General features: G+C 69.2%; 6 protein-coding genes. 3 read left to right on the top strand and 3 right to left on the bottom strand.

Annotated features, from left to right (window positions below; all coding sequences use genetic code 11):
• Positions 1-29 precede the first annotated feature (29 nt).
• Positions 30-10,232, bottom strand: a complete 10,203-nt coding sequence (locus ACEN9O_RS10240) for a beta strand repeat-containing protein (RefSeq protein WP_495617448.1) — start codon at positions 10,230-10,232, stop codon at positions 30-32.
• 317 nt (positions 10,233-10,549) lie between these two features.
• Between ACEN9O_RS10240 and nudC the strand changes: the two genes are divergently transcribed.
• The 3 genes from nudC (at position 10,550) to ACEN9O_RS10255 (ending at position 13,300) form a co-directional block, all read left to right on the top strand.
• Positions 10,550-11,377, top strand: a complete 828-nt coding sequence (gene nudC / locus ACEN9O_RS10245; protein ID WP_495617449.1) for an NAD(+) diphosphatase — start codon at positions 10,550-10,552, stop codon at positions 11,375-11,377.
• Positions 11,378-11,438: 61 nt separating this feature from the next.
• Positions 11,439-12,005: a GTP cyclohydrolase I FolE gene (gene folE / locus ACEN9O_RS10250; protein WP_495617450.1), complete on the top strand. Its 567-nt coding sequence runs from the start codon at positions 11,439-11,441 to the stop codon at positions 12,003-12,005.
• Positions 12,006-12,010: 5 nt separating this feature from the next.
• Positions 12,011-13,300: a thioredoxin fold domain-containing protein gene (locus ACEN9O_RS10255; RefSeq protein WP_495617451.1), complete on the top strand. Its 1,290-nt coding sequence runs from the start codon at positions 12,011-12,013 to the stop codon at positions 13,298-13,300.
• A 15-nt stretch (positions 13,301-13,315) separates the two neighbouring features.
• On the opposite strand, the gene ACEN9O_RS10260 is transcribed toward ACEN9O_RS10255, so the two are convergent.
• Together ACEN9O_RS10260 and ACEN9O_RS10265 are read right to left on the bottom strand one after the other, a co-directional pair.
• Positions 13,316-14,173 (bottom strand): REP-associated tyrosine transposase, encoded by an 858-nt coding sequence (locus ACEN9O_RS10260; RefSeq protein ID WP_495617452.1) that lies wholly within the window; start codon positions 14,171-14,173, stop codon positions 13,316-13,318.
• A gap of 125 nt (positions 14,174-14,298) precedes the next feature.
• Positions 14,299-15,963, bottom strand: a complete 1,665-nt coding sequence (locus ACEN9O_RS10265; RefSeq protein WP_495617453.1) for a M20/M25/M40 family metallo-hydrolase — start codon at positions 15,961-15,963, stop codon at positions 14,299-14,301.
• Between the last annotated feature and the right edge of the window lie 5 nt (positions 15,964-15,968).

A 15,968-nucleotide genomic window follows, 5' to 3' on the forward strand; every position in this document is an offset into this window, starting at 1 on the left:
CCGCCTGCGCGGGAACGACGGGTTTTGGGTTAGCGGTTGGGGACGCTGAACCAGTTGCCGCTGTTGTGCTGCTGGTCGTCGGGCTTGCTCAGCGCGGCGGCCGCGCCTTGCAAGGCCTGGCGGCTGCGGTAGTGCTGCAGGGCGTCGGCCATCGCTTGCGCGTTGCTATCGACGGTGGCCGTGTCGGACTTGCACAACGCCGCCGGCTGCGCCGGCGCCGCCGGAGCGTCGCTGGCGTAGGCGGCGATTGCGTTGCTCAGGCCGCTTACCTGCTGTTGCAGCGTTGCCGCATCCGTGGTCGCGCTCTTCTGCGCCAGGAACCAGACGTCGGCGCTGGCGTGGCTGCTGCCATCGGTGCCGGTGTAGCGCGATGTCAGGCCGACCATGTTGCCGTTCTGCAGCGTCAGCGCGTGGCTGGCGCCGGTGTCGATGGCGGCGATGTGCAGCTGCTCCAGGGTCTTCAGCTCGTCCGCCTGGCTGACGCCGTCGGAGTTGCCGTCCACCCACACCCGCAGCGCGCCGAACGCGCTGTCGGCGCTGGTGATCTGGCCGTCGCCGTTGCTGTCGAGCGACTTCAGCGCGGCGTAGCCGTCGGCCGCCTTGCTGCCGTCTGCCAGCCTGGTGGCGCTGCCGAACAGCTCGCCGCCGTCGTTGATGACGCCGTCGCCGTTGCGGTCCAGGGCCAGCAGGCCGTCGTGGGCGTCGACCCAGCCGGTGCGCACCGCCTTGCCCTCGGCGCGGATGTCGAAGCGGACACCGGCCGTGGCCGACAGCGTGCTCACGCCGTTGCCGTCCAGGTCCAGCACCAGCGGCGTGGCGTAGTTGCTCGAGCCGGCGTTCAGCGCCATGGTCTGGGTGACCGACATGGCGCCGGTCTGGCCGATGGTGAAGGCGTTGGCCTGGGTCACGCTCAGCGCGGCCAGCCCGGCCGTGGTCAGCGCCGGCACCTGGACCGCGGTGAGAGCGGCGATCTGGTCGGTGGTGAAGACGATCAGCTGGCTGGTTTTCAGGCCGGCCACCTGCGTCGTGGTCAGGCCGGCGATCTGCGCGGTCGACAGGTAGCCGATCTGCGTCGCCGTCAGCGAACCGAGCTGGCTGGTGCTCCAGGCGTCCAGCTGGGTGGTGGTGAAGGCGTTGAGCTGGTCCACCGTCAGCGCGGCGATCTGGGCGTTCTTCAGCGCCGCCATCTGGACGGTGGCCAGCGCGGCGGCTTGCGGACCGGTCAGCGCGTTGAGCTGGGTCGTGGTCAGCGTCTGGATCTGCGAGGTGGTCACCGCCTGCAGCTGGTCGGTGCCGAACGCGGCCATCTGGTCCACCGTCAGCGCGGTGATCTGGCTCAGCTTGATGCTGGCGATTTGCGCCGTGGTCAGCGCCTGGATCTGCGTGTCCGCCAGCGCGGCCAGCTCGGTGGCGCTCAGGTAGCCGATCTGCGCGGTGCGCAGCGCGGCGATCTGGCTGGTGCTCAGCGCGAACATCTGGTCGGCCGTCATCGCGCCCAGCTGCAGGCTGGTCAGCGCTTGGATCTGCGCGGTGTTCAGGCCGGGCAGCTGGCTGACGTCCAGGCTGGTGATCTGCAAGGTGCTCAGCGCGGCCACGTCGGCCGTCTGCAAGGCGCCGATCTGGTCGGTCGACAGCGCGACGATGGCGTTGAGGCTCAGCGCGGCCGCCTGCGCGCTGCTCAGCGCGGCGATCTGGGCGGTGTCGAGGACGTTAATCTGCGGCACGTCGATGGCGGCGATCTGCGCGGTTTTCAAGCCGCGCACCTGCGCCGTGGTCAGCGCGACGGTCTGGTCGGTGGACAGGCCGCTGAACTGGCTGGCGCTCAGCGCGGCCAGGTCCTGGGTGTCGAGCGCGGCCACCTGGCCGGTGCTCAGCGCGGCCAGCTGGTCGGCGCTCAGCGTCGGCATCTGCGCCACCGAGAAGCCGGTGATTTGCGCCGTCGCCAGCGCGACGATCTGGTCGGTGGAGAGGCTGCTGGCCTGGGCCGTGGTCAGCGCGGCGATCTGCGCGGTCTTGAGCGCGCGCACCTGGTCGCTGGTCAGGGCCAGCAGGTTGTTGATGGTCAGGCCGTAGGCGACCTGCGCGGTGCTCAGCGCGGCGATGTGGTCGGTGTCCAGCACCGCCACCTGGCTGCTCTGCAGGCCGTTGGCCAGCTGGCTGGTGCCGAAGGCGGCCAGTTGCGGCAAGGTCAGCGCGTTGAGCTGGGCCGAGCCCAGCTGGCCGATCTGGTCCGAGTTGAGCGCGGCGATCTGGCGCGTGGCCAGCGCGGCCAGGTCGGCCGTTTCCAGCGCGACAATCTGGTCGGTGGTGAGCGACGCCACCTGCTGCGTGCTCAGGGTGGACGCCTGCGCGGTGCTCAGCGCGACGATCTGGTCGGTGGTCAGCGCCTGCACCTGGCCGGTGCCGAGGGCGACCGTCTGCGCGGTGCGCAGCGCGACGATCTGGTCGGTGCCGAGGGCGGCGATGCTGTCGCTGGCCAGGCCGTAGGCCAGCTGCGCCGTGCCCAGCGCCGCGATGTGGGCGCTGTCCAGCGCGACCAGCTGGGCGGTGCCCAGGCCGTGGCTGATCTGGCTGGTGGTCAGCGCCGTCAGCCCGGCGGTGGTCAGCGCGTTGAGCTGGTCGCTGCCCAGCGCGGCGATCTGGTCGCTGCCCAGCGCCACCAGCTGGCGCGTGGCGAACGACGACAGGTCGGCCGTCTCCAGCGCGACGATCTGGTCGGTGGTGAGCGCCGCCACCTGCTGCGTGCTCAGGGTGGACGTCTGCGCGGTGCTCAGCGCGACGATCTGGTCGGTGGTCAGCGCCTGCACCTGGCCGGTGCCGAGCGCGACGGTCTGCGCGGTGCGCAGCGCGACGATCTGGTCGGTGGTCAGGGCGGCGATGCTGTCGCTGGCCAGGCCGTACGCCAGCTGCGCCGTGCCCAGCGCCGTGATGTGGGCGCTGTCGAGCGCGGCCAGCTGGGCGGTGCCCAGGCCGTGGTTGATCTGGCTGGTGGTGAGCGCGGTCAGCTCGGCCGTGGTCAGCGCGTTGAGCTGGTCGCTGCCCAGCGCGGCGATCTGGTCGCTGCCCAGCGCCACCATCTGGCGCGTGGTGAACGACGACAGGTCGGCCGTTTCCAGCGCGACGATCTGGTCGGTGGTGAGCGCGGCCACCTGGCGCGTGGCCAGCGAGGTGGCCTGCGCGGTGCTCAGGGCGGCGATCTGGCCGGTGCTCAGGCCGCTGGCGACCTGGTCGGTGGTGAGCGCCGCCACCTGCGCGGTGCTCAAGGTGGCGAACTGGTCGGTCAGCAGCGCCTGCAGCTGGTCGCTGCCCAGCGTGCCCACCTGGGCGGTGCTCAGGGCGGCCAGGTCGGCCGTTTCCAGCGCGGCGACCTGGTCGCTGGTGAGCGCGGTCAGCTGCACGCTGCCCAGCGCGCGCACTTGCGCGGTGCGCAGCGCGACGATCTGGTCGGTCGTCAGCGCGCCGAACTGGGCGGCCAGCAGGTGGCTGAGGGCGCTGGTGCCCAGCGCGGCGAACTGGTCGGTGTCGAGCGCGACCAGCTGGTCGGTGCTCAGCGCCGGCGCCTGCACCGAGGTCAGCGCGGCGACCTGCGCCGTGCTCAGCTGGCCGAACTGCGCCGCCGTCAGCGCGCTGAGCTCCTGCGTGGTCAGGCCGAGGAAGGCGCTGGTCGACAGCGCGTTGAGCTGGTCGCTGGTGAGCGCGGCGAACTGCGCCGGGCTGAAGGCGGCCAGCTGGTTGCTGCGCAGCGCCACGAAGTCCAGGGTGCTGAGCGCGGCGATCTGGGCGGTGCCGAGCGCGCTGACCTGCAGCGTGCTCAGCGTGGCGACCTGGGCGGTGCCCAGCACGGTGATGTGGTCGGTGCCCAGGGCGGCGATCTGGTCGCTGCCCAGGCCGGCGATCTGGGCCGTGCCCATCACGCTGACCAGGTCGGTGGTCAGCGCGCCGATGTTGGCGCTGCCGATGGCGGCGATCTGCGCGGATTTGAGCGCGACGAAGTCGGCCGTTTCCAGCGCGTCCAGCTGGTCGCTGCTGAGGGCGGCCACCTGGGCGGTGGTCAGCGCGGCCACCTGCATGCTGCTCAGGCCGGCCATCTGGTCGGTCGTGATGGCGCCGAACTGGGCGGCGTTGAGCGCGCCGATCTGCGTGCTCGACAGCGTGGCGAAGTTGTCGGTGCTGATGGCGGCGATCTGGTTGCTGCTCAGCGCGTTCAACTGGCGGGTCGCCAGGTTGTCCACCTGCAGCGTGGTCAGCGCGGCGATCTGGTCGGTGGTCAGCGCGGCGGCCTGGGCCGAGGTGAGCGCGTCCATCTGCGCCGTGGTCAGGTTTTGCAGCTGGTCCATCGTCAGCGAGATCAGCTGGTTGGTGCTCAGCGCCTGCACCTGCGCGGTCCGGAGCGCCTGCAGCTCGTCGGTGCCGAGCGCCTGCAACTGGTCGGTCGACAGCGCCAGCAGCTGGTTGCTGCTCAGCGCGGCGGCCTGGACGGTGGTCAGCACGCCGACATGGGCCAGGTCCAGCTGCGCGATCTGCAGCGTGCCCAGCGCCAGGATCTGGTTGCTCAGCAGGGCGGACAGGTCTTCCAGTTCAATCGCGACCAGCTGGTCGGAGCCGAGCGCGGCCAGCTGCGCGGTGCCCAGCTGCGTGTATTGCTGCGTGCTCAGCGTGATGATCTGGTCGCTGCCGAGCGCGCGGAACTGCGCCGTGGTCAGCGCGTTCAGCTGCGCCGAGGCCAGGTTTTGCAGCTGGTCGGCGATCAGCACGTTGAGCTGGTCGCTGCCGAGGGCGGCGATCTGCGCGGCCTTCAGCGCGTTCAGGTCGTCGCTGCCCAGCGCCTGCACCTGCGCCGAGGTCAGCGCCAGCAGCTGGTTGCTGCTCAGCGCCTGGGCCTGCGCGGTGGTCAGCGCGGCGATGCGGTCGACCGCCAGCGCCTGGATCTGGCTGGTGCCCAGCACGGCGATCTGCGCGGTCTTCAGCGCGGCCAGGTCCTCGACCTCGATCACGCTCAGCTGCTGGGTGGACAGCGCGGCCACTTGCGCCGTGCCCAGCGCCAGGTATTGCTGCGTGGTCAGCTCGATGATCTGGTCCGAGCCCAGCGACTGGATCTGCGCGCTGCCCAGCGCGTTGAGCTGGGTGGCGCCCAGGCTTTGCACCTGGTCGACACCGAGGGCGGCGATCTGGTCGCTGCCCAGGGCGGCGATCTGCGCGGTCTTCAGCGCCACGATCTCGTCGGTGCTCAGCGCGGCCACCTGGCCGGTGGTCAGCGCCGCCACCTGGGCGGTGGACAGGCTGGCCGCCTGCGCCGTGGTCAGCGCCTGCACCTGGTCGGTGGTCAGCTGGCTGAGCTGCAGGGTGTTGAGGGCCGCCAGCTGCGCCGTCTTCATCGCGGCCAGGTCTTCCAGTTCCAGCGCGCGCAGCTGGTCGCTGCTCAGCACGCCGACGCCGGCGGTGCTCAGGCTGCCGATCTGGCGGGTGGTCAGGGCGACGATCTGGTTGGTGCCCAGCGCCGCGACCTGGTCGGTGCTCAGGCCGGCGATCTGGGCCGGGGTGAGCGCCTGGATCTGGTCGGTGGTCAGGTTGTTCAGCATGCCCAGCGCGCCCAGCTGGGCGGCGCTCAATGCGGCGAAGTCGGCCGTGCTGAGCGCCATCACCTGGTCCGAGGACAGCGAGGACAGCTGGGCGGTCGACATCGCGCCGACCTGGTTGCTGGTCATCGCCATGATCTGGTCGGTGCTCAGCAGCGCGACCTGGGCGGTGCGCAGGGCGCCGATCTGCACGGTCTTGAGCGCGACGATCTCGTCGGTGTTGAGCGCGGCCAGCTGGCCGGCCGTCAGGCTGGCGACCTGGCCGGTGGCCAGCGCCGCCACCTGCAGGGTGGTCAGCGCGCCGACCTGCGCGGTGCGCAGGCCCTGGAACTGGGCGCTGCTCAGCGAGGCCAGCTGGGCCGGCGTGAGCGCCCGCAGCTGGTCGGTGCCGAGGGCGTCGAGCTGGTCGGTGCTCAGCGATTGCAGCTGCGCGGTGCGCAGCGCGGCCAGGTCCTGGGTTTCCAGCGCGTCCACCTGGTCGGTGGTCAGCGCCATCAGTTGCTGCGAGGTCAGGCCGGCCACTTGCGCGGCGCTCAGGCCGGCGATCTGGTCGCTGCTGAGCAGGACGAACTGGTCGGTGCTCAAGGCCGCCACCTGCTGGGTCTTGAAGGCGGCCAGGTCCTGCGTTTCCAGCGCCGCCAGCTGGCTGGCGCTGAGCGCGCGCACCTGGGCGGTGCCGAGGTTGGCGGCCTGCAGGGTGCTCAGCGCGACGATCTGCGCGGTGTTCAGCGACTGGAACTGGGCGCTGCTCAGGGCGGCCATCTGCGCGATGCTCAGCGCGCGGAACTGGTCGCTGCTCAGCGCGTCGAGCTGGTCGGTGGTCAGGCCCGGCATTTGCGCGCTGCGCAGCGCCACGATGTCGCCGGTGGAGAACACCTGCAGCTGCGCCGTGCCCAGCGCGGCCAGCTGGCGCGTGCTCAGGCTGGCGACCTGGAGGGTGGTCAGCGCGGCCGCCTGCGCGGTGCTCAGGCTGGCGATGACGTCGGTGTTCAGGGCGGCGAACTGCGCGGTCCTGAGCGCGGCGAAGTCCTGGCTTTCCAGCGCGTTCAGCTGGTCGCTGCCGAGGACGGCGATTTGCTGCGTGGTCAGGTTGCTGACCTGGGCGGTGCTCAGGGCGACCAGCTGGTCGCTGTTGAGGGCGGCGATCTGCGCGGTCTTGAGGGCGGCGATTTGCGCGGTCCGCATCAGCGACAGCGCCTGCGTGCCCAGCGCCACCAGTTGCTCGCTGCTCAGCAGGCCGACCTGGGCGGTGGCCAGGCCGATCACCTGCGCGGTGCTCAGGCCGGCGATCTGCGCGGTGGCGAGCGCCAGCAACTGGCCGCTGCCCAGCGCGGTCAGCTGGGCCGTGCTCAGCGCCTGCAGCTGGGCGCCGGTCAGCGCGTTCAGGTTGTCGCTGCTCAGGCCGGCGATCTGCGCGGTGCGCAGCGCGGCCAGGTCGCGCGTCTCGATCGCGACCATCTGCGTGCTGGTCAGCGACAGCAGCTGGCGCGTGCTCAGGCTGGCGAACTGCGCGGTGGTCAGCGCGACGATCTGGTCGGTGCCCAGCAGGTCGACCTGGGCCGTGCCCAGCGCCGCCAGCTGCGCGGTCTTCAGCGCGGCCAGGTCGTCGGTGACGATGGCCAGCAACTGGTCGCTCGACAGCGTGGCGATCTGTTGGCTGCCCAGATTGCTGGCCTGGGCGGTGCTCAGTGCGGCGATCTGGTCGGTGCTCAGCGCGGCCAGCTGTCTGCTGGTCAGCGCGGCCAGCTGCTGGGTCTTCATCGCCTGCAGCTGGGCGGTGGTGATGGCGGCCACGTCGGACGTGACCAGGGCCACGATCTGCTGGGTTTTCAGGGCGGCCAGGTCGGCCGTTTCCAGCGCGACCATCTGGTCGGTCGACAGCAGCGCGATCTGCTGGGTCGCCAGCGCGCCCGCTTGCAGCGTGCTCAGCGCGACGATCTGGTCGGTGGTGACGGCGGCCAGCTGGTTCGAGCTCAGCGCGTTGAGCTGCGACGATTTCAGCGAGGCCCAGTCGGCGGTGGTCAGCGCCGCCACCTGCGCGGTCAGCAGGTAGCCGATCTGGGCGGTGGTGAAGGCGTTCACCTGCGCGGTGTTCAGCGCGCCCAGCTGGGCGGAGTTGAGCACGTGGATCTGGTCGGACGTCAGCTGCACGATCTGCGTGGTCTTCAGCGCGGCCACCTGGCCGAGGGTCAGCGCGGCGATCGCCTGGGTGCCCAGACCCAGCAGCTGGCTGGTCTGCAGCGCGGCGAAGTCCTGGGTTTCCATCGCGTTGAGCTGGTCGGAGCTCAGCGCGTTGAGCTGGGACGGCGTCAGCGCGCCCGCCTGCGCGGTGCCGAGGGCGACGATCAGGTCGGTGCTCAGCGCGGCCACCTGGGTCGAGGTCAGGGCGACGATCTGCGCGGTCTTCAGCGCGGCGAAGTCGGCCGTTTCCATGGCGTTCAGCTGCGCGGTCGACAGGGCGGCGATTTCACGCGTGCTCAGCGCGGCGGCCTGCTGGGTGGTCAGCGCGATGATCTGGTCGGTGGTCAGCGCGGCGACCTGGGCGGTGGTGAAGTTGCTCAGCTGGACGCTGGCCAGCGCGGCGAACTGCGCGGTGGTCAGGGCGGCGACGGCGTTGCTGCTCAGCGCGGCGGCCTGCTGCGATTTCAGCGCCACCAGGTCCTGGGTTTCCATCGCGGCGATCTGGTCGCTGCTCAGCACGGCGATCAGCTGGGTGGCCAGCGAGGCCACCTGCTGCGACGTCAGGCCGACGATCTGGGCCGTGGTCAGCGCGCCGAACTGGGCGCTGCCCAGCGCGGCCAGCTGCACCGTCCTCAGCGCGGCCAGGTCGCGCGTTTCCAGCGCGGCCAGCTGGGTGCTGCCCAGCGCGGCAAGCTGGCGCGTGGTCAGCGAGGTGGCCTGGGCCGTGGTCAGGCTGACGATCTGGTCGGTGTCGAGGGCGTTCAGTTGCTGCGTGCTCAGCGCGGCCACCTGCGCGGTGCTCAGCGCGGCGACCTGGTCGGTGGTCAGGCTGTGGACGTTGCCGGTGCTCAGGCCGGCCAGCTGCGCGGTGCGCAGCGCGGCCAGGTCTTGCGTGCTCATCGCGGTCAACTGGTCGCTGGACAGCGCCGACAGTTGCAGCGAACTGAGGGCGTTGGCCTGCGCGGTCTTCAGCGCGACGATCTGGTCGGTGCTGAGCGCGGCGATCAGGCTGGTGCCCATGGCGGCCAGCTGCTGGGTTTTCAGCGCGGCCAGGTTGGCGGTGCTCAGCGCGGTCAGCTGCGTGGTCGACAGCGCGGCCACCTGCTGCGAGCTCAGGCCGGCGACCTGGGCGGTGTTCAATACGGCGATCTGGTCGGTGCCCAGCGCGGCCAGTTGCGCGGTTTTCAGCGCGCCGACCTGCAGCGAGCCCAGGGCGGCGATCTGGTCGGTGCCGAGCGCGGCCACGCCGTTGCTCGACAGGGCGGCGATCTGCACGGTGCGCAGCGCCGCCAGGTCCTGCGTCTCCATCGCGGCCAGCAGGGCGGTGGCCAGCGCCGCCAGCTGTTGCGTGGCCAGGCCGGCCGCTTGCGCGGTGCTCAGGCCGGCCACCTGGGCCGTGCCCAGCGCGTTGATCTGGGCGGTGGTGAAGGCGGCCACCTGGGCCGTCTTCAGCGCGGCCAGGTCGCGCGTTTCAAGCGCGGCCACCTGGTCGGAAGTCAATACGATGAGTTGCGCCGTGCCCAGCGCGGCCACCTGGGCCGTGGTCAGCGCGACGATCTGGTCGGTGGACAGGCCGCGCAGCTGGCCGCTGCGCATTGCCGCGACCTGGGCCGTGGTCAACGCGGCGATCTGGTCGGTGCTGAGGACGGCGGTGGTGGCCGTGCTCAGCGCGTTCAGCTGCTGGCTCTTGAGCGCGGCGAAGTCCTGGGTTTCCATCGCGGCCAGCTGGGCGCTGGACATCTGGCCCAGCTGCAAGGTGGTCAGCGCGGCGGTCTGCGCGGTGGTCAATGCGACGATCTGGTCGGTGCTGAGGGCGGTGAACTGTTTGGTGGTCAGGGCGGCGATCTGCGCGGTCTTCAGCGCGGCGAAGCCGCCGGTGCCGAGCGCGGCCAGCTGGTCGCTGCCCAGGGCGCTGATTTGCTGGGTCGACAGGCTGCTGCTTTGCGCGGTGCGCAGCGCGGCCATCTGCGCCGTGGTCAGCGCGCCCAGCAGGCCGGTGCCCAGCGCCAGCAATTGCTGCGTGCCCAGCACGGCGATGTCGTCGGTATCGATGCTGGCCAGCTGGTTGCTGCTCAGCGCGGCGATCTGGCGGGTCTGCAGCGCGCCGGCCTGGCTGCTGCTCAGCGCGACGATCTGGTCGGTGTTCAAGGCGCGCACCTGCGCCGTGCTCAGCGCCACCAGCTGCGCGCTGCGCAGCGCGGCGATGTCGCCGGTACCGACGATGGACAGCTGCTGCGTCCCCAGCGCGGCCAGCTGCGCGGTCGCCAATGCGGCGAACTGGTCGGTGGTGAGGCCGTTGACCAGCTGGTTGGTGCTCAGGCTGACGAACTGGCCGGTGGTCAGCGCCGCGATCTGTTTGGTGGTGAGTCCGTAACCCAGCTGCGCCGTGGTCAGCGTTTGCAGGTTTTGCGTGGACAAGGCCCGTAACTGGCTGGTCCCCAAGGCGCCGAGCTGCTCGGTGCTCAATGCAGTCATCTGCAAGGTGCTGAGCAAAATAACGTCCGCGGTCGTCAGAGTAGCGATCTGATCGGTGCGAAGGCTGGCGATTTGGTCGGTCGTTAAACCAGGTACGAGTGATGGCATGTTAAGTAATCTCCTTACGGAAATATATAGTACCGCCAATCGAAGTGATGCGGAGAGGAAAGACCCAAAAGTAGTTTAAATCTTGGTCTGGAAACAATGACTTAGCGCATTTGCCGTCATTGAATTGTCATCAATTCTCACCGTCAAAAATAATCATTTAGGAAACACTGTAAGATCATGTTTTGCCATGAACGCCGAGTCTCCCCGCCATGTTGCTCACGCCCGCCACATTTACGCCGCTGATACGTCCCGCCGCGCATGACCATCCGCTCACATTTGTGTTCCACCGTGGAGAGTTGCTTTTGCGCAACGAAATCATGGAGTTGCCGGACCGGCAGGCGCTGGCGGCGCTGGATCTGCCGCCGGAGCGCTTCCATGCGCTGGGCCAGTGGGAGGGCCGTTACTATCAGCTGGCGTGGGTCGATCAGCCGGATCTACCGGGGCCGGAATATGGCTATCACGGTTTGCGCTCGCTGTTCGGCCTGGTCGACGACGGCTTCGTGGCGCTGGCCGGCCGCGCCTTCCAGCTGGCCGACTGGGCGCGCACCCATCGCTACTGCGGCGCCTGCGCCACGCCGATGCGGCAGCTGGAGGGCGAGCGCTGCTACCAGTGCCCGGCCTGCGGCATGAGCGCCTATCCGCGCATCTCGCCGGCCATGATGGTGTTGGTGCGCAAGGGCGAACAGGTGCTGCTGGCCATGCACGCCAACGCGCCGTACAAGCGCTACACGGCGCTGGCCGGCTTCCTGGAGGCCGGCGAATCGGTCGAGGAGGCGGTGCACCGCGAGGTGTACGAGGAGGTCGGGCTGCGGGTGCACAAGCTGCAATACTTCGGCAGCCAGTCGTGGCCGTTCCCGCACTCGCTGATGATCGCCTACACGGCCGAGTACCTGGACGGCGAAATCCGCGTCGACCCCAGCGAGATCGCCCACGCCCGCTGGTTCGGGCCGGACGACAGCGAGTGGCCGGACATGACGGCCACCGTGTCGATCGCCGCCGAGCTGCTGAAGGCCCACCGGCCGCGGGCTAAGCCATAGCGGGTGGGTTGCCGCGGATTTCTATATACTGTCGGCAATCGTAAAAAAAAGGTGTTGCATCATGTCTCAAAAAGAATTCTCGGAAGGCGACTGGCGTCGTCTGCTCGCCAGCTTCGGTGAAGATCCCGACCGTCCGGGCCTGGTGGAGACGCCGGCGCGCGTCAGCAAGGCATGGAAACACTGGACCTCCGGCTACGGCCAGGACCCGGTCGAGCTGCTCAAGGCGTTTGAGGACGGCGCCGAGCAGTACAACGAACTGATCGTGGTGCGCGGCATCCCGGTCTACAGCCACTGCGAGCACCACCTGGCGCCGTTCTTCGGCAAGGCCACGGTCGGCTACGTCCCGAACGGCAAGATCGTCGGCCTGTCCAAGCTGACCCGCTTGGTGGACTGCTTCGCCAAGCGCCTGCAGGTGCAGGAACGCATGACCATGCAGATCGCCAACGCGCTGATGGAAGTGCTGGAACCGAAGGCGGTCGGTGTGGTCGTCAAGTGCCGCCACCTGTGCATGGAAAGCCGCGGCATCCGCACGCCGGGCGAGGAAACCGTCACCTCGGCCATGCTGGGCGAATTGCAGCCCAACCTGGCGATGCGCACCGAATTCCTGGCCCTGGCGCGCGAGTCGTAAGCGGCATGGCTGCGATCGCGTGGCAGCACGGCGGCCTTGACGCCGCTTTCGCCCTGGCGGCGGCGCAGCAACGGCCGCTGTTCCTGTACTGGGGCGCGGCCTGGTGCCCGCCCTGCAACCGGGTCAGATCCGAAATTTTCGCGCGTGACGAGTTCGTCCAGCGCGCATCGGCGGTGCTCTGTTTCCACCTCGACGGCGACAGCGCGGGCGCGCAGGCGCAGGCCGCGCGGTACGGCCTGCGCAGCTATCCGACGCTGGTGCTGTACGCGCCGGACGGCAGCGAAATCACGCGCCTGCCGTGCGAGCTGGACGGCGAATTGTTCACGGCCGCGTTCGACGTGGCGCTGGCCGTGCATGCGGCCGGATCGTCGGCCCCGGCCGCGCTGGCGGCGGCCTTGTCGGGCGAGCGCAAGCTCAGCGCCGGCGAATGGTCGCTGCTGAGCCATTATTCCTGGGACACCGACGAAGGCCGCCTGCTGGGCGCGCGTGCGCTGGCGCCGACGCTGCTGGCGCTGGTGCGCGCCTGCGACGACGCCGACGCCGGCGTGCGCCTGCAACTGCACGCGCAGCTGGCCATGGCCGGCAAGGATGTCGACGCGGCGGCCAACGCCGCCTTGCTGCTGAAGGTGTTTGCCGACGCGCGGCTGGCGCGCGCCAACATGGACCTCCTCGGCAACAGCGCCATCCCCCTGATCAAGTTCGCCACGCGGCGCGAGGAACTGGTGGCGGCGCTGGGCGCCACCGCCGCGCAATGGGCCGACGATTTCTGGCTCAGCGCGCCGGACCGGCTGACGGCGGTGCGCCTGCAAATGCGCCTGGGCCGCCTGCTGGCGCCGACGCAAGGCTTGCAGGAGCAGGTGCGCCTGCGGGTGGAAGCGGCGCTGGCCGAGTCCAGCGATCCGTACGAGCGCCACACGCTGGTCAACACAGCGGTCAGCGCCCTGAACGACGCCGGCCTGGCGCCGCAGGCCGAGCAGGTGCTGCTGGCCGAACTGCCGCGATCGCACGCCCCGTACTACTTCATGCTGAGCCTGGCCTCCAGTGCCAAGCGGCGCGGCGACACGGCGGCCGTGCTGGACTGGTACGGCAAGGCCTGGCAAGCAGCCGTGGGTCCGGCGACGCGCCTGCAATGGGGCGTCACCTACCTGATGAGCCTGCTGGAACTGGCACCGCAGGACAGCGTCCGCATCGAAGCGGCCCGCCTGGGCCTGCGCGCCGACATCGCCACCGCCGGCGCCGACGCCCAACAACAGCGCAACCTGGCCCAGCTGCAAAAACTCGGGGGTCAAGTCTGACATTCGGACACGACCTCATCCGTCGTGCCGATCCTTGCCGAGTTCCGACGCGGCGACAGCGCGGCTGACCGTTTTAACCGAGACGCCGAAATGCGCGGCGATTTGCCCCATCGAAAACGCGGTGGACCGATAGGCCTCTGCCATCGCGACTTCGCGCGGCGCGAATGTCGAGGCATACTCTTCCAGCGACAAGGCAAGCGCGCGTCTTTGCACCCGCGCGATCTCCGCCGACCTTGATTGCGTCGCGGATTCCCTGTGCCGGGCAATGAAGACGGCGTCGCCCAGCATGCAACGGAAACTCACTTTCTTCAGCGGGCTGTCCGCATGCCTGCCTGCCATGACAAACCGGTGATAGGCTTGCCCGGCCGCGATCGGGTCTTGGCCGAAGCAGGCCAGCAGCCAGCCCGTCGCCAGCCAGGCCGCTGCCGGCGCCTCGCCCATCATGGCGCGGTAGCTGCTCCACTCCCAGTCGCCGGGCGCTTCCACTTCACTGGCCCGCACGGGATTCAAGACGATATAGCGCGCCAGTTCGCGCAGGTAGCCCTCCTTCTGCACCAGGATGGCGTGATACCGGCCCTGCATCACGTGCCCGGCCAATTCGTGGCGGCGATTGTAGTATTGCGAGTACGCGCTGTTCAATTGGCGCATGCCTTGTCCGAGATTGCCTTCGGGCGTTTCGATGAGCACGTGGTAGTGGTTCGTCATCTGGCAATACGCGTGGATCACGAAATGAAAACGGCGGCACACGCGTTCGATTTCCTCCAGCCAGGCCAGGCGGTCCGCGCGATCGCGAAAGATCGCCTCACGTCGGTTGCCGCGGCAAGTGACGTGATACAGCGCACCGGGGAATTCGAGTCGGAGTGGGCGGACCATCTCCGCAATGTAGTCGCTGTGCCGTGGCGCGGCGCTGATAAAACGCAGAACTCGCCGCAGTCCGGACTGATCTTTTCAGGTACGGCAGAGGTCGTGTCCGAATGTCAGACTTGACCCCACCGGGGTTAGCGTTTGAATTCGGCGTTGTCTTGCCACTGCGGGCGGTCCTTGCCCTGGGCGGCCTGGTAGCCGGCTTTGAACAGCAGTTCGATGTCTTCCACCGCGCCGCTGGTTTCCCATTTGGCTTGCACCGTGTCGTTGACGGTGTGGTACTGGTGGGCGCTGTAGTTCAGCAGCTTTTCGCGGCCGTAGCCGGCGCTCTTGCCGACGAAGTTGGAACTGCTGCGCAGGTATACCACCGGCACGCCGCCCCGGGCGAACTCGAACTGGTCGCCGCGGTAGAAGCTGCCGTAGTCGGCGTTGCTGTCCGGCCGCACGCTGCGGCCCTGGCTGCGCGCGATCGCGGCGACCAGGTCGTCGGCGCTGGACTTGCCCATGCCGCTCAGCTCGACATCGCGGGTGCGGCCCCACATGTTCAAGCCGTTCACGTTGATGTTCAGCAGCGTCTTGTTCAGCGGGTACAGCGGATTGCGCGCGTAGTATTGCGCGCCCAGCAGGCCGCGTTCCTCGGCCGTGGTCAGCACGAACACGATGGTGCGCTTGGGCGCCACCGGCAGCGCCTTGTAGGCGCGGGCGATTTCCAGCAGCGCGGCGACGCCGGCGGCGTTGTCCAGGGCGCCGTGGAAGATCTGCTGGGTGCGCGGACCCGGCAAACTCTCGTCGATGCCGAAATGGTCCCAGTGCGCGGTGTAGACGATCACTTCATTCTTCAACAGCGGATCGGAGCCGGGCAGCTTGGCCACCACGTTGTGCGAGCCGACTTCGCGCCAGGCGTTGAGCGCGGTGACGTTGAGCTTGACGCCCAGCGGCACCGGCCTGAAGCTGCGCGACAGGGCCTGCTGCTTGAGCGCGTCGAAGTCCTGGCCGCCGGCCTTGAACAGCTCGCGCGCGCGGTCGCCCTGCAGCCAGCCGGGAATGGCCGGGAAGGCCGGGTCCGGCGTCTTGCTCTTCAGGGCGAAATTCTCGCGCCCCCAGCTGTTGCGCACCACCTCGTACGGGTAGGTGGCCTGGCGGGTCTCGTGCACGATCAGCGCGGCGGCCGCGCCCATCTTGGCCGCCATCTCGAATTTGTAGTTCCAGCGGCCGTAGCGGGTGATCGCGTTGCCGCCGAACATGGCCGGGTCCAGCAGCTTGGGATGCTTGGGGTCCGGCAGCGGCGGGTCGTTGATCAGCATGACCAGGGTCTTGCCCTTGAGGTCGGCACCCTTGTAGTCGTCCCACTGGAATTCCGGCGCCTGCACGCCGTAGCCGACAAACACCAGCTCGGAGTTGGCGACCTCGATTTTTTTCTCGGTGCGCGCGGTCCAGGCGACGTAGTCGTCGCCAAAGGTCAGCTGCTTGCTCTGACCGTCCTTGACGTAGCTCAGCGTGGGATGGCTGGAAATGGCCACCAGCGGCACCGCCTGCAGATACGTGCCGTCCGGGTTGCCCGGCTCCAGGCCCAGCTTCTTGAACTGCTGCTGCAGGTAGTCGATGGTGACGGTTTCGCCGTGCGTGCCCGGCGCCCGGCCTTCGAACTCGTCGGAGGCCAGCATGGTGATGTGCTCCAGCAGGCGCTCGCCGTCGATGCGGGCAACCGCGGCCTCGACCGGTTTGCCGGCCTTGGGCGCGGCGGCGTGGGCGTGGCCGGCGCCTGACGCCAGCAGCGCCATCGACAGTAGGTATTTCATGTGGA

The sequence above is a fragment of the Duganella sp. Dugasp78 genome, from assembly GCF_059491455.1.

Coding starts and splice junctions, on each gene's coding strand:
- ACEN9O_RS10240 (WP_495617448.1), bottom strand. CDS start 10,232: ATGACTGCATTGAGCACCGAGCAGCTCGGCGCCTTGGGGACCAGCCAG.
- nudC (WP_495617449.1), top strand. CDS start 10,550: ATGTTGCTCACGCCCGCCACATTTACGCCGCTGATACGTCCCGCCGCG.
- folE (WP_495617450.1), top strand. CDS start 11,439: ATGTCTCAAAAAGAATTCTCGGAAGGCGACTGGCGTCGTCTGCTCGCC.
- ACEN9O_RS10255 (WP_495617451.1), top strand. CDS start 12,011: ATGGCTGCGATCGCGTGGCAGCACGGCGGCCTTGACGCCGCTTTCGCC.
- ACEN9O_RS10260 (WP_495617452.1), bottom strand. CDS start 14,173: ATGGTCCGCCCACTCCGACTCGAATTCCCCGGTGCGCTGTATCACGTC.
- ACEN9O_RS10265 (WP_495617453.1), bottom strand. CDS start 15,963: ATGAAATACCTACTGTCGATGGCGCTGCTGGCGTCAGGCGCCGGCCAC.